The sequence below is a fragment of the Paraburkholderia aspalathi genome, assembly GCF_900116445.1.
In the GTDB taxonomy this organism is placed as follows: Bacteria; Pseudomonadota; Gammaproteobacteria; order Burkholderiales; family Burkholderiaceae; genus Paraburkholderia; species Paraburkholderia aspalathi.
Map to the genome: position 1 here is coordinate 16,846 of NZ_FPBH01000061.1, position 12,675 is coordinate 29,520.

Annotated in this window: 14 protein-coding genes; 4 read left to right on the forward strand and 10 right to left on the reverse strand. The window is 63.3% G+C overall.

Annotated elements, in window-relative coordinates:
- Position 1: 1 nt before the first annotated feature.
- Complete coding sequence (locus tag BM438_RS43335; RefSeq protein WP_208620826.1) at positions 2–1,303, reverse strand: MFS transporter; 1,302 nt, start codon at positions 1,301–1,303, stop codon at positions 2–4.
- Between the two features lie 76 nt (positions 1,304–1,379).
- Positions 1,380–2,159, reverse strand: a complete 780-nt coding sequence (locus BM438_RS43340) for a putative hydro-lyase (protein WP_093647509.1) — start codon at positions 2,157–2,159, stop codon at positions 1,380–1,382.
- Between the two features lie 174 nt (positions 2,160–2,333).
- Between BM438_RS43340 and BM438_RS43345 the strand changes: the two genes are divergently transcribed.
- Positions 2,334–3,272 carry a LysR family transcriptional regulator gene (locus tag BM438_RS43345; protein ID WP_093647512.1) on the forward strand — a complete coding sequence of 313 codons (939 nt, stop codon included), beginning with the start codon at positions 2,334–2,336 and terminating at the stop codon, positions 3,270–3,272.
- A 32-nt stretch (positions 3,273–3,304) separates the two neighbouring features.
- On the opposite strand, the gene mdcH is transcribed toward BM438_RS43345, so the two are convergent.
- The 8 genes from mdcH to BM438_RS43385 are packed head-to-tail and all read right to left on the reverse strand — an operon-like array spanning position 3,305 to position 10,380.
- Entirely contained in the window at positions 3,305–4,243 is a 939-nt protein-coding gene (gene mdcH, locus BM438_RS43350) for a malonate decarboxylase subunit epsilon (protein ID WP_093647514.1), read from the reverse strand.
- Positions 4,243–4,935: a malonate decarboxylase holo-ACP synthase gene (locus BM438_RS43355; RefSeq protein ID WP_093647516.1), complete on the reverse strand. Its 693-nt coding sequence runs from the start codon at positions 4,933–4,935 to the stop codon at positions 4,243–4,245. Before BM438_RS43355 ends, mdcH begins: the two co-directional genes overlap by 1 nt.
- Positions 4,935–5,750 (reverse strand): biotin-independent malonate decarboxylase subunit gamma, encoded by an 816-nt coding sequence (gene mdcE, locus BM438_RS43360; RefSeq protein ID WP_093647518.1) that lies wholly within the window; start codon positions 5,748–5,750, stop codon positions 4,935–4,937. Before mdcE ends, BM438_RS43355 begins: the two co-directional genes overlap by 1 nt.
- Positions 5,747–6,631 carry a biotin-independent malonate decarboxylase subunit beta gene (locus tag BM438_RS43365; RefSeq protein WP_093647520.1) on the reverse strand — a complete coding sequence of 295 codons (885 nt, stop codon included), beginning with the start codon at positions 6,629–6,631 and terminating at the stop codon, positions 5,747–5,749. Before BM438_RS43365 ends, mdcE begins: the two co-directional genes overlap by 4 nt.
- Entirely contained in the window at positions 6,628–6,942 is a 315-nt protein-coding gene (locus BM438_RS43370; RefSeq protein ID WP_093647522.1) for a malonate decarboxylase subunit delta, read from the reverse strand. Before BM438_RS43370 ends, BM438_RS43365 begins: the two co-directional genes overlap by 4 nt.
- On the reverse strand, positions 6,930–7,925 hold the full coding sequence (locus tag BM438_RS43375) for a triphosphoribosyl-dephospho-CoA synthase (RefSeq protein ID WP_093647525.1): 996 nt from the start codon (positions 7,923–7,925) through the stop codon (positions 6,930–6,932). Before BM438_RS43375 ends, BM438_RS43370 begins: the two co-directional genes overlap by 13 nt.
- 2 nt (positions 7,926–7,927) lie before the next feature.
- Positions 7,928–9,598 carry a malonate decarboxylase subunit alpha gene (mdcA, locus tag BM438_RS43380; protein WP_093647527.1) on the reverse strand — a complete coding sequence of 557 codons (1,671 nt, stop codon included), beginning with the start codon at positions 9,596–9,598 and terminating at the stop codon, positions 7,928–7,930.
- Between the two features lie 8 nt (positions 9,599–9,606).
- The gene (locus BM438_RS43385; protein WP_093647529.1) at positions 9,607–10,380 is read right to left on the reverse strand and encodes a GntR family transcriptional regulator; all 774 of its coding nucleotides are present in this window, start codon (positions 10,378–10,380) and stop codon (positions 9,607–9,609) included.
- A 188-nt stretch (positions 10,381–10,568) separates the two neighbouring features.
- On the opposite strand from BM438_RS43385, the gene BM438_RS43390 reads away from it, so the two are divergent.
- From BM438_RS43390 to BM438_RS43400, 3 genes are all read left to right on the forward strand, one after another.
- Complete coding sequence (locus BM438_RS43390) at positions 10,569–11,867, forward strand: MFS transporter (protein WP_208620828.1); 1,299 nt, start codon at positions 10,569–10,571, stop codon at positions 11,865–11,867.
- A 264-nt stretch (positions 11,868–12,131) separates the two neighbouring features.
- A complete protein-coding gene (locus tag BM438_RS43395; protein ID WP_093647533.1) occupies positions 12,132–12,425 on the forward strand; it encodes a type II toxin-antitoxin system Phd/YefM family antitoxin in 294 nt (97 codons plus the stop codon).
- Positions 12,426–12,435: 10 nt separating this feature from the next.
- The gene (locus BM438_RS43400) at positions 12,436–12,597 is read left to right on the forward strand and encodes a Txe/YoeB family addiction module toxin (RefSeq protein WP_093647535.1); all 162 of its coding nucleotides are present in this window, start codon (positions 12,436–12,438) and stop codon (positions 12,595–12,597) included.
- Positions 12,598–12,675 lie beyond the last annotated feature (78 nt).

A 12,675-nucleotide genomic window follows, 5' to 3' on the forward strand; every position in this document is an offset into this window, starting at 1 on the left:
CTTAGGTGCTGAGTTCACGCCCGCGGGTTTCCGGCAACGTCAGCGCGGCGAGGATCACGATACCGTAAGCCGCGGCGGCGAATACGCCGATCGCGTGACCAAGCGTCATGGTCTGCGAGACGTAGCCGATCAGGAACGGAAACGTCGCGCCGACCGCCCGCCCGATGTTGTAGCAGAAGCCCTGGCCGGAGCCTCGAATACGCGTCGGGAACAGCTCGGTGAGGAACGCGCCCATCCCCGAGAAAATACCGGACGCGCAGAAGCCGAGCGGGAAACCGAGCACCAGCATCGTGAGGTTATCGAGCGGCAGTTGCGTATAGATCAGCGCGATAGCACACGAGGCCAGCGCGAACGTGATGAACGCGCGCTTGCGGCCGATCTTGTCGCTGACGTAAGCACCCGTCAGATAGCCGCAGTACGAGCCGACGATCACCACGCCAAGATAGCTGCCGGTGCCGATCACGCTCAGATGCCGCTCGGTCTTCAGATACGTCGGTAGCCAGGTGGTCACCGCGTAGTAGCCGCCTTGCACGCCGGTCGCGAGAATGGACGCACGCAGCGTCGTCCAGACGATATCGCGGCGGAAGATGTCGAGCAGCGAGGGACGCGTTTGTGCCGCGGCTTGCGCTTCTTTCTGCTGCCGATGCACCTCCGGCTCTTCAACGAAGCGGCGAATCCAGATCACGAATGGTGCCGGCGCAATACCGATCGCGAACAGCACGCGCCACGCGTAATCGGCCGGTATCCATGAAAACACGGCCATGAACAGCAGCGTCGACACGCCCCAGCCGATCGCCCAGCCTGCCTGTACGAGACCCACCGCCTTGCCGCGGTCACGCGGACGGATCACTTCGCCGATCAGCACCGCGCCCGCCGTCCATTCGCCGCCGAAGCCGAGCCCCATCAGTCCACGCGCCCACAGCAACTGCGAGAAGTTCTGTGCCAGCGCGCAAGCCAGTGTAAAAACCGCGAACCAGAGAATCGTGATCTGTAAGGTCTTCACCCGGCCGATGCGATCCGACAGCACACCGGCCGCCCAGCCGCCGAGCGCGGAACTCAGCAGCGTGACCGTCCCGATGAGACCCGCATCGCCGCGCGTAATACCCCATGTCGCGATCAGCGTCGGAATCACGAAGCTCAGGAATTGCGTGTCCATTGCGTCGAGCACGTAGCCGATCTTGCAGCTCCAGAACGCACGCTTCTCGCTAACGGAAATCTGTTGATACCACGCAAACGGGTTTTTGCCCGTGCCGGGCGCACTGTAGCGCTCGGTGTCTGCGGTCAACTGTGCTTCGGTTTTCATAGCTGGGCTCCGGTCGTAGTCAGTGGCTGCGTCTTGGTGCGCGGCTTATGGTGGGACAACTCAAATAACGCCTCGGCTAGAGCATCGCCAGCGTGGTGTTGGGAATGTCGGTGACGAGCATGTGTCCCGGCTTGTGCGCGATTGCAAACGGCAAACGCGCGCTTTCTATTGCGGCTTGCGGTGTGACGCCACAGGCCCAGAACACCGGTAACTCGTCGCTGCGTACCTCGACTGCGTCGCCGAAATCGGGCCGCGTGATGTCGCGAATACCGATCAGCGAGGGATCGCCGATATGAACCGGCGCGCCATGTACCGCGGGAAAACGGCTGGTGATCTGGATGGCGCGGATCGCGTCGGCGGCTTTCATCGGTCGCATCGAAACTACGCGATTGCCGCCGAACACCCCTGCAGCCACGTTGCGTTCCCGCGTGCGATACATCGGTACATTGACCTGCTGTTCGATATGGCGCAGCGGAATACCTTCACGCCGCAACATTTCTTCGAACGAAAACGAGCAGCCGATCGCGAACACCACCAGATCGTCGCGCCACAGTTCGTCGAGGCTGCGCACCTCCTCGGCACGTTCGCCGTGGCGATACACATAAAACGCGGGGACGTCGTTGCGTATGTCGAGATCGGCGCCGAGCGACGGGACACGCCATTCACCGGGTTCGCCGATGCCGAGCAACGGGCAAGCTTTTGGATTGAGCGTGCAGAAGCGCAGGAAGTCGTCGGCGTATTGCCGGGGCAAGATCGCGAGATTGGCTTGCGCATAGTCGCCGCAGTAGCCTGCGGTCGGCCCGGAAAGACGGCGGCTGCGAATCTGCTGACGAAACTCGGATGGCGTGTAGGACATGAACGGCTTGACTCCAGCTAGGTCCGGGTGACCGATGGGAGTCAGATTAGTAACGCCAAAAATATCCTTCCAGCGAGTTATTCTTGTGTTTCGTTAAATTAAACTTAACAGCATCGCCAGCGATTTTGCGGCGATGATCGAGTCTTTCGGGTCGCTGTTGGGAGAGCTAGTGCAATGAATACCCGCTTTGTCGAAACGTTTCTGACGCTCGCTCGTCTAGGCAGTTTTCGCGCGACCGCCGCTGCCATGCACGCCACGCCCGCCGCGATTTCGCTACGTATCAAAACGCTTGAGGCCGAGTTGGGTGTCGAGTTGATCGAGCGCGACGCCGCCGAGTTCCAGCTCACGGCGCATGGTGAACGACTGCTCGCGCATGCGCGCTCGGTGGTGCAGGCCACGCGCTCGCTGCAACTGGCCGCGCAGGACGAAACCCAGGTGACGAAGCGGCTTCGGCTCGGCGTTATCGAAACGGTGGTGCATAGCTGGTTGCCGGACTACATCCGGATGCTGAACGTCGAGTACAAGCGCATCGTCGTCGACCTGACCGTCGACTCGAGCGCCGTGCTTGGGCCTCGTTTGCGTGCGGGCGAATTGGATCTCGTCATTCAGGTGGAGGAAACCGGCGAGCAGGAAGCGTCGATCGTTTCAAGTTTGCTGGCGAGCTATCCGGTGCGCTGGATCGCGCGCAACGATCTGATTCCGGCGAGTCGCGCGAAACACGTGCAGACGGTACTGCAGAAACCCGTGCTGACGTTCGGCCGTGGCACCGCGCCGCAAGTCGCCGTGCAGGCGATCGTGGAGATGCTCGCGAAGCGCGCCGGCGTGCCGCTTGCGGATACTCAGGTGACCTGTATGCCATCGGTTGCGGTGATCGTGAAACTGTTGCGCGATGGCTATGGCGTTGCGGCGGTGCCGGCGCTGTTCGTCGAGCCGTTTCTGAGCAGCGGCGAACTGGGGCAATTGCAGGTGCGTCCGCTGCCGCCGCCGATCGACGTTGCGATGATCTACCGCGACGACGCCGACGTTGGCGTGCTAGCGGCATCACGCGTTGCACGCAACGCGTGTGATCAGTATGCGAAGGCGATGGGGCGGCAGTTGATTGAGAGGCGGTGAGGCGGGGCTCGAGTCGGCCGAATGGCCGCGTCTTAAAGTCCATCCATGCTGAGTCGCCTACGCGCCGTGGCGACCAGCTTGTCGAACGAAAAGGCACTTGCGGCAAGCGCGGTGGTAGCCGGAAAATTATCGCGCGCAATGTCCGTCAACACCTGGCCCGGCGGCGCTTCGATCAGCACGCGGGCGCCCATTTCCTGCATCACGGTGAGCGCATCGAACCAGCGTACGGTGTGACGCATATTGGTCGCGAGATCGTCGCGAATGGCCTCTGCTGTGTACAGCGGGCGGCCGCCGCGATTGCCGACATAGGTAGTCTGTGGCGTGTGGAAAGGGATGTCTTTTGCGTAAGCAACGAGTTCGTCCGTGGCATGTGCGAGCAGTTCGCAATGTGACGGCACGCTTACCGCAAGACGGACGGCTTTGCGTGCGCCTGCCGCCAAAGCGCGTTCAATGAAGGTGTCCAGCGCGCTATTCGCACCCGCCATGACGATCTGACGTGGCGCATTGACATTGCCAACGTAGACACGTTGATTGCCCGCATCCGCGTGTCGCTCGGCGAGTGTCTCCAGTTGGTGCTCGGTCAAACCTGATACGGCCGCGAGACCGTAGCCGGATGGGTACGCCGTCTCCATCAATTCGGCGCGTTTGCGGACCATCTTTAACGCGTCGCCAAAGTGAATCGCGCCGCAACTGACCGCCGCCGCGTACGCGCCCACTGACAAACCCGCGCTGATCTCCGGCAAGAGCTGTTCCTCTGCCAGTGCCCGCGTGATCGCCACGCCCGCGACGGTCAAACCGACCTGAACGGCTACGGTTGAGCGCAGGGCGTCTGGCGTGTCGAGGGTGAGTACGTCGATGTCGAGCACCTGAGACGCTTCTTCGAGTGCGCCGGTCACGGCGTGATGCTGCGGCAGGCGGTGCAGAAATCCGTCCGACTGCGCGCCTTGGCCGGGAAACAGAAGGGCAAGCATCAGACATTGCCGTGAGCGGGTGCCCACGGATCAGTAACCAACTGCGGCCCGCGACCATGGCGCGCCATTACACGTGCCTTGTCCGCTGCCCACTCGGCCAGCGCAACGCCGCCTGCGGGCGTTTCCAGTTGCACATCCACACGAACGCCGGCGCGTTGCGCGGTCGCTTGAAGATAGTCCAGCAACTGAATGGCGGCGTGACGCGGAAGTTTATCCGGCGCGCGAATCAGCAGATCGAGATCGCTCGAGAACGTGACCGTGGGAGTCTGCGTTGCCAGCTCAAAACCTGCGCTGCCGGTTGGGCCCCAATCGAATCCGACCAATGCACCGGCCGTGTCGCGTCGTAGTGCAGCAAGGGTCGCGAAAGTCGGCAACGCATTGCGCGACGCAAGCGGGCTGCGTCGCGCCAACGCTTCCGGCGGCACGGCGATTTCAATATCGTCCCGGTGCACCCACGTGCCGTAACGCTGCGATCGCTCCGTACCGCGCAAGCCGATCGCCACGAAGCCGTCAGCGGCCAGTGCGCGTCGCACAACCGCATACGGCGCACGCTCGAAAGCCCGACGAACCCATGCCGGTTCGCCGTCAAACTGTGGCAAGCGGTGCAAGCGCAGCAGATCATGCGGCTGCCAGCGCGCGTCGAACGACAGCGCGTGATCGGCTGCAAACGGCGGCGCTGCGCAGACCTGCATTACACGGCATCCCATTGTTCGGCGAGACGCCGCCGCACTTCGATCGACGCCGCGCGATTCCTTTGAGCCGCAGCCGATTCCAGGCGATGCGACAGATCGCGGCCGCCAGCGCGCGCCCTGCGGATCTGTTCGGTCAACACCTGACGCACGCGCTCGATTTGCGCGGCATCGGGCGCGTCGGCGTCGATGCCTTCGATCAACTGATCGAGCAGGCCAAGCTTGGCGAACGACGCCATCGAGTAGGACATCGGCACAATGGTTTCGCCGAGCGCGTCGAGTGCTTCGACGGTGCGCCGCGTAACGCGTGCGGCCGCTTCCTTGCCCATTGCATGAACCATCGTGCCCGGCGCGTCGAGTGCGACGATCCGGTTGGCCTGATAGCCGTGCGCGAGGAACGCGCCCGACATGGCGGGCCCGACGATCAGCGCGATCACCGGATGCCCGGCATCGCGCGCCGATGCATACGCGTCGACCGCGGCGGCGCAGGCGAGGTGAACGCCGAGCATCTCTTCGCGGTAGCCGTACGCCTGGCTTTTGACATCGACGATCGCGACGATCGGGCGGCGCGTACCGCTCACTTTGTCCTGCGCGACGACTTCGCGTACAGCGCGTGCGAGCAGCCAGCCTTGTTCGAGACCGACTACATTGTCGGTCGCGCGCGGAAAGCGATTGTCGGGGTCGGGGACGACCGCAATGAAGTGCGCTGTCTCGCCGCCGAGCGACGCGTCGCCGCTCCATACGGGCGCTTTACCGGACGTTTCACCGGCAAGTGCGTGGAACCAGCGTGCGCCGCGGCTGAGGGTGGCATCGCTCATGCCTGCTCCTTGCGCGCGTTGTTCTGCGCATGTGGGTTGTACACGTCACGCATCGTTTCCGGCGTCACGCTGGCCGGGTCGATTCGCGCGAGACGGTTGAGAAAGACGTCGACCTGTTCGCTGCGATGCGCAGCCGGCAACCCTTGAATGAACGCGGACTGCACGGCGGCGCGCACCGCGTCGGCATCGTCGTCGACCAGTTGATCGGCGAGCGCGGTCGCATCCCGTTGTTCGCCGCCAATCAATTGCCACACGCGGCGCCGATCGCTCGCGTCGAGTTCTTCGATACCGGCTTCCTGTTCGATCACTTCGGGGCCGTTCATGCCGAGCCGCCCCTGCTTCGTCACGACCAGATACGAGCACAAGGCCGCCGCGAGCGACATACCGCCAAAGCAGCCAACCATCCCCGCGATCACGCCGACCACCGGCACATGCCGGCGCAATGCGACGATCGCCGCCTGAATCTCGGCGATCACCGCGAGCCCGAGGTTAGCTTCCTGCAACCGCACGCCGCCGGTTTCGAACAGCACGACAGGGCGGACGATCTTGCCGCGTTCGCAGTCGCGCAAGGCCATGTCGAGCGCGGCGGCGATCTTGCTGCCCGACACTTCGCCGATGCTGCCGCCCTGGAACGCAGACTCGATCGCGGCGACCACGGCCGGCTCGCCATCGATGGTGCCGCGTGCGATCACACAGCCGTCATCCGCCTGGCAGACGACACCTTGCAGCGGCAGCCACGGCGATTCGATCTTGTCGAACGGTCCGAGCAGTTCGCGGAACGTGCCGGCGTCGAGCAGCGAGCGGGCGCGTTCGCGGGCGGGCAGTTCGATAAAGCTTTCGCGCAGCATCGGCGCGCGGTGTGCGGTGGCGACAGTAGTCATGCGGCGTCTCCCTGTTCCGCCGCTTCAATGGCCTCCGCGAGCCGCAGCGCGACGACGCCCGGTGTCGCACCGAAGTCGTTGATTTCGATTTGCGCTGCGCCGTCGTAGCGCGTGAAGAAGCGGTCGAGCACGCTCTTCCAGATGTGGCTGTAGCCGTCGACGCTGGTCCGCACGACCACATGCGCGCTCAGGGCAGCGCTTTTTTCTGACGGCGACAGCAACACTTCCAGATCGCCCGAACCGACCACGCCGACATGCGCACGGGTCGTGACGGCGCGTTGCGCCGGATAGTCGAAGGTCAGATGTTCCATGAGGCTGAGCTCCCGCCGGCGTCGCGATGCGCCAGCATATCGAGAAAGAGGGTGGCGGCGAGCAGATCGGCTGCGCCGCCAGGGGATGCATTGAGGGACAGCAAAGCGTGTTCGAGTGCCACGAGGGCGGCGTGCCCATCCGGCGTCGAACTCCCACCGGCTTGCAGGATGCGGCGCGCGCCGTGTTGCGCGGCGTGCAAACCGGGCAAACCCGCGCGATGCAGCAGACAGGTGTCGTCGAGCGACACCATGATCGAGAGCAGGGCGTCGATGCGCGCGGCGTTTTCGTCGACGCCTCTGGCCCGCGCTGCGAGTAGAGCGGGCAGGCCGATCTCGATGACATGCGGGAAACCGTCTTGTGCTTCACGACGTGCTCCGCCGACCTGATAGCGCTGCCGCGCACGCTCGCCGTGACTATCGGCGGGGGCGGCGAAACGATCGGGGAAACAGGCAGTTTGTGCGGCGAGCATGCAGACATACGACGCGTTCAGACGCGTGGCGCTGCCTGACATCGAAGCACCGGCCACCAGCAGGCCGACGATCCAGATTGCACCGCGATGTGCGTTACTGCCGCCGGTGGCGTGCAGCATGTCCTGCTCGCCGGCGCGGCCGATTTGCGCGAGTTCCGCACGCAATAGCGCGGAAGGTTCAGCGCGGCGGCGCGCTGTGCGTGCGAGCGCTGCGAAGGTCGGTTCAAGTGCGTGTGCCGAGCGCACCATGGTGGCGAGATCGAGGTCGCGATGCGCACCGCTGCCGCGCCGGTCGACCAGCGCGGGTTTCGGCGTGAGTTGCGCTTCTTCGATCAGTGCGGACACCGCGAAGCGCGCGAGCTGCGCATCGGATGGTGCTGCCCGTACCCTAAGCGCCGGCCTTTCTGCCGTCCCTGTACTTCTCTCAGTCAGCACGGCAGCACGGGACGCGAGTTCCGCCTTCGCCTCCGGCATGGCGTCGGCCTCGCACTCGAGCAAAACAGCGGGCGCCATCGTTACCAGCTCCTGAAGCGGGCCGGCGGCTCGTACAGGCCACCCGACCACGTCACCAGATCGTCGATGCTGCGTGCGGCCAGCAACGAACGCTTCGCTTCACCGCGTCGAATGCCGAGATCTTCCGGATACGCGACGATGCCACGCCGGCGCAATTCGGCGGTTTTCTCCGGCTTCGCGCGCAGCCCGATCGGCGTGACACCGGCTACTGCGGCCAACGCTGCACGCCGCTCATCGATCCCTTCGGCTTTGTGCAGATGCGCGATGCCTTCCTCGGTGACAACATGGCTCACGTCGTCGCCATAGATCATCACGGGCGCGATCGGCATGCCGCTCTTCGCGCCGACCGCGACCGCATCGAGTTCATCGACGAAAGTCGGCTCGCCGCCTTTCTTGTAGGTTTCGGCCATCTGCACGACCAGCTTCTGTCCACGCGACACCGGACCCTGATCCTTCAGCAGCTTGAGCCATGCTTCGCTCGAATGACGCCGGCCGCGCGGATCGTGGCCCATATTCGGTGCGCCGCCGAAACCGGCGAGACGCCCACGCGTGACCGTCGACGAATTGGCGTCCGCGTCGATCTGCAAGGTCGAGCCGATAAACAGGTCGACGCCATATTGCCCCGCCAGTTGGCACAGCACGCGGTTTGAGCGCAGGCTGCCGTCGTTGCCGGTGAAAAAGACATCGGGGCGCGCTTCGATGTACGCCTCCATGCCGACCTCACTACCGAAACAATGGATGCTGTCGACCCAACCGGATTCGATCGCGGGGATCATGGTGGGGTGCGGATTGAGCGTCCAGTTGCGGCAGATCTTGCCTTTCAGACCGAGCGATTCGCCGTAGGTGGGCAACAGCAATTCGATCGCCGCGGTATCGAAGCCGATGCCGTGATTCAACGATGTCACGCCGTACGGTTCGTAGATGCCGCGAATCACCATCATCGCGGTAAGCACTTGCAGATCGCCGATATGGCGCGGATCGCGCGTGAAGAGCGGCTCGACGGCGAAGGGCCTGTCCGCCTCTACGACCACGTCGACCCACGATCCCGGAATATCGACGCGCGGCAGTTCGTCGACGATCTCGTTGACCTGCACGATCACGATGCCGTGCCGGAACGCGGCGGCTTCGGCGATGGTCGGCGTGTCCTCAGTGTTCGGGCCGGTGTACAGGTTGCCGTGACGGTCGGCCTTTTCCGCGCACAGCAGCGCGACGTGCGGCGTGAGATCGACGAACATCCGCGCGTACAACTCGACGTACGTGTAGATCGAGCCGATTTCGAGTTGCCCGTCTTCGAGCAGTTGCGCGACGCGCAAACTCTGCGGCCCCGCAAACGAGAAATCGACCTTGTGCGCGATGCCGCGCTCGAACAGCGTCAGATGTTCAGGACGGCCGATGCTCGATATCAGCAGATGCACGTCGTGGATTTTTTGCGGATCCACCTTGGCGAGCGCGCGCGACAGGAAGTCGGCCTGTTTCTGGTTGTCGCCTTCGAGTGCGACGCGGTCGCCCGGCTGAATCAATGTTTCGAGGGCGTCGACGATACGGTTGGTCGGCAGGACGCCGTCTTCCAGCCACGGTGCGATGGCCGCGAGGCGACGGTTCTTTTCGTCGCGGCGCGTGGTCCAGGAGCGTGCGGTGGTGGAAGCTTCGGTGGCTTCGGCGGATCGGTTCATCGGCGGATTCAGCTCCCGGTGGTGGTGCGCGTGCGTCTGACGCGCGGCTTGGGTTGATTCGCAAGCGCGGCTTCCGCCTGCGCGCGGTCGGTCAGGAAACGATGGAGCAGGTCGCCGGTGCCGAGCAGATGCGCGACAACCAGCGACTGTGCAGCGGGAATATCACGACGTTCTACGGCCTCGAGCAAGGCGGTGTGTTCGTTGTCCGACTCGCCCTTGTACGACGGCAAACCGAACTTCAGGCGCAGATACCGTTCGCCGCGCCGATGCAGCGTGCCGATCATGTCCTCGAGTTGCGGACGGGCGGCGGGCGCATACAGGCTCATATGAAACGCCTCATTGCGCCCGACGTACAACGACGGGTCCGACTCGCGTTCCGCGGCACGGCAGAGGGCGGCGGATTCGCGCAGCGTGGCGGCGGTGTGCTTCGGAATCGCGAGGCCGATGGCGAGGCTCTCCAGCGCGGAGCGAATCTCATAGATTTCGCGCGCTTCATCCGCCGACAACGGCGCGACAGTCGCGCCTTTATGCACGGCGGCTCTCGCCCAGCCTTCGCTTTCGAGCTGGCGCAAGGCCTCGCGCACGGGAATTGCGCTGACTGAGAAATGCCGCGCGATCGCGTCCTGCCGCAGCGGTGCGCCAGGCGCCAGCGTGCCGTCGACAATCGCCGCGCGCAGGGCCTCCGCGATCACACGGGACGTGCTCTCACGGGGCGCCGCCGCGGGTAAAAGCGGGCTGCGCGCCGGGGCATCCAGGGGAAAACCATCTATTGCGTCGCTCATGATATTGAATATTATATATGAAATTGCGCACTTAACAGGCGGGCAAACCCGGAAAATTTTTCACTGCCCGGCGGCCTGCGATGTCCTCTCACCGTTATACGAGGCACATCGATCCGCTAGCAAGCGCGCCATATCGTTGTTCCCTTTATGTAAGCCACGTATGACAACCGCAGGGCCGGAGGAGCATGATGAATTCACTAACCGACCGCACGCCGGTCGTTCGGCGCCGCACGCCGCTCAATCGTTCGCAGATCGCAGGATTTTGGGGAGCATGGGCCGGCTGGACGCTCGACGGGATGGACTCGTTCATCTACGCGCTCGTTTTGACGCCGGCGTTGACTGAATTGTTGCCGCGCTCCGGGTATGCCGCGACGCCGGCGAATGTGGGCCTCGCCGGTTCGATTCTGTTCGCGCTGTTTCTGGTGGGCTGGGGCCTGTCGTTCATCTGGGGACCGCTGGCGGATCGCTTCGGCCGCACCAAGGTACTGGCGGGCACCATTTTCACGTTCGCCATTTTCACGGGACTTGCCGCCACCTCGCACAACGTGTGGGAGCTCGCCATCTATCGCTTCATTGCCGGGGTCGGCATTGGCGGCGAGTGGGCGCTGGCGGGGACTTATGTGGCCGAGTCATGGCCGGAAGATCGCCGCAAGATGGGCGCCGGGTATCTGCAAACGGGCTATTACGCTGGGTTCTTTCTGGCGGCCGCGCTCAACTACACGATCGGCGTGCACTACGGCTGGCGCGCAATGTTCCTGACCGGCGCGGTGCCGGTGGTGGTCGCGATTCTGGTGCTGCTGCGCGTGAAGGAATCGGAGACGTGGGAAAAGGCGGACGCGAGTGCCGCGCGCGCCAAACCGCTGCGCGAAATTCTCGGGCCGACGTATCGGCGCCGCACGTGGGTTGCGTGCATTCTGCTGACGATCGCGATTATCGGTTTGTGGGCCGGCGCGGTTTACGAACCGTCGGCTGTGATCCAGTTGGCGACGAAAGCCGGTATGGCGAAGAACGATGCGATCCGGACGGCGTCGCTGGCAACCGGCTTGCTGTCGATTTCGACGATTCTCGGCTGTCTCGCGTTGCCGCCGCTGGCTGAGCGGATCGGCCGCAAGAAGACGCTGGCGATTTACTTTTTCGGCATGGCCGTGGCGATTGCCGGCAGTTTCGGCTGGGCGTTTTATCTGCCGAATGGGCTCGCGCCATTTATTGCGTGGCTCTGCGTGCTGGGTTTCTTCGGTGGCAATTTCGCGCTGTTCAGCTTGTGGCTGCCGGAGCAGTTCGAGACCCGCGTACGGGCCACGGCGTTTGCGTTCTGCACGTCGTTCGGACGGTTTGTCGGGGCAGGCGTGAATTTTCTGCTCGGCGCTGCGGTGCTGCATATGCATACGCTGGGCGTGCCGGTGGCGCTTACGGCGCTGGCGTTTATCGTGGGACTGTTCGTGATTCCGTTTGCGCCGGAGACGAAGGGAGAGGTGCTGCCGCAGTGAGATTGGCCGTTTGGCTGAGTGGCGGGCGTGGGCGGCGGCAGGCATGCTTTCTATTGGTTAGACGACGTATTCCTTTGCCGTTTTTGATTTGCTGACCTGTACGGTAATCTGTACAATGATTGCCGTTGCGCAGATGTGTTTTTTCTTCTGGGCCACCGGCTCATCTGCCAGTCCCGGCTGTGCAAGAGGTCAACTCGGCAGTGGAATCGTCTCTAACTTTTGACAGGAGCGACTGGGGGCAAACCTCTCAGGTCGATAAAACGAATGAACGTCCTTACTTACAGCGAGGCGCGCGCCGGCTTTAAGCAAGCGATGGACGACGTCTGCCGCGATCACACGCCCATGCTGATAACCCGACAGGGCGGAGAAAATGTGGTCATGGTTTCGCTCGAGGATTTCAATGCGATGCAGGAGACCTTGTATCTGTTGAGTTCGTCGAAGAACGCCCAGCGGCTCGCTAAATCTATCGCTCAATTGAACGCCGGCGGTGCGACTGCGCGCAAACTGCTGAGCGATGAACAAACAGAAAAGCCGCAACGAGGAGGCCGCAAAGGCTGACAGTGTTTTTATGTTCACCGACGACGCGTGGCACGACTATTTGTATTGGCAAGCGACTGACCGAAAAGTCTTGCGCAAGATCAACACGTTGCTAGAGGAGTGTCGGCGCGATCCTTATCGAGGGACTGGAAAACCAGAGGCGTTGGTTGGAAGCTTATTGAGACTTCCATAATTCATGACATCACCACAGCGTAGCCTGGATCCAGCAAGCGGCGATGATCGAGGGTCGCTTTTGAGCACTCTTGAGCTT

Excerpts from the sequence above, each read along its gene's own strand:
- BM438_RS43335 (WP_208620826.1), bottom strand. The coding sequence starts at position 1,303 with ATGAAAACCGAAGCACAGTTGACCGCAGACACCGAGCGCTACAGTGCG.
- BM438_RS43340 (WP_093647509.1), bottom strand. The coding sequence starts at position 2,159 with ATGTCCTACACGCCATCCGAGTTTCGTCAGCAGATTCGCAGCCGCCGT.
- BM438_RS43345 (WP_093647512.1), top strand. The coding sequence starts at position 2,334 with ATGAATACCCGCTTTGTCGAAACGTTTCTGACGCTCGCTCGTCTAGGC.
- mdcH (WP_093647514.1), bottom strand. The coding sequence starts at position 4,243 with ATGCTTGCCCTTCTGTTTCCCGGCCAAGGCGCGCAGTCGGACGGATTT.
- BM438_RS43355 (WP_093647516.1), bottom strand. The coding sequence starts at position 4,935 with ATGCAGGTCTGCGCAGCGCCGCCGTTTGCAGCCGATCACGCGCTGTCG.
- mdcE (WP_093647518.1), bottom strand. The coding sequence starts at position 5,750 with ATGAGCGATGCCACCCTCAGCCGCGGCGCACGCTGGTTCCACGCACTT.
- BM438_RS43365 (WP_093647520.1), bottom strand. The coding sequence starts at position 6,631 with ATGACTACTGTCGCCACCGCACACCGCGCGCCGATGCTGCGCGAAAGC.
- BM438_RS43370 (WP_093647522.1), bottom strand. The coding sequence starts at position 6,942 with ATGGAACATCTGACCTTCGACTATCCGGCGCAACGCGCCGTCACGACC.
- BM438_RS43375 (WP_093647525.1), bottom strand. The coding sequence starts at position 7,925 with ATGGCGCCCGCTGTTTTGCTCGAGTGCGAGGCCGACGCCATGCCGGAG.
- mdcA (WP_093647527.1), bottom strand. The coding sequence starts at position 9,598 with ATGAACCGATCCGCCGAAGCCACCGAAGCTTCCACCACCGCACGCTCC.
- BM438_RS43385 (WP_093647529.1), bottom strand. The coding sequence starts at position 10,380 with ATGAGCGACGCAATAGATGGTTTTCCCCTGGATGCCCCGGCGCGCAGC.
- BM438_RS43390 (WP_208620828.1), top strand. The coding sequence starts at position 10,569 with ATGAATTCACTAACCGACCGCACGCCGGTCGTTCGGCGCCGCACGCCG.
- BM438_RS43395 (WP_093647533.1), top strand. The coding sequence starts at position 12,132 with ATGAACGTCCTTACTTACAGCGAGGCGCGCGCCGGCTTTAAGCAAGCG.
- BM438_RS43400 (WP_093647535.1), top strand. The coding sequence starts at position 12,436 with ATGTTCACCGACGACGCGTGGCACGACTATTTGTATTGGCAAGCGACT.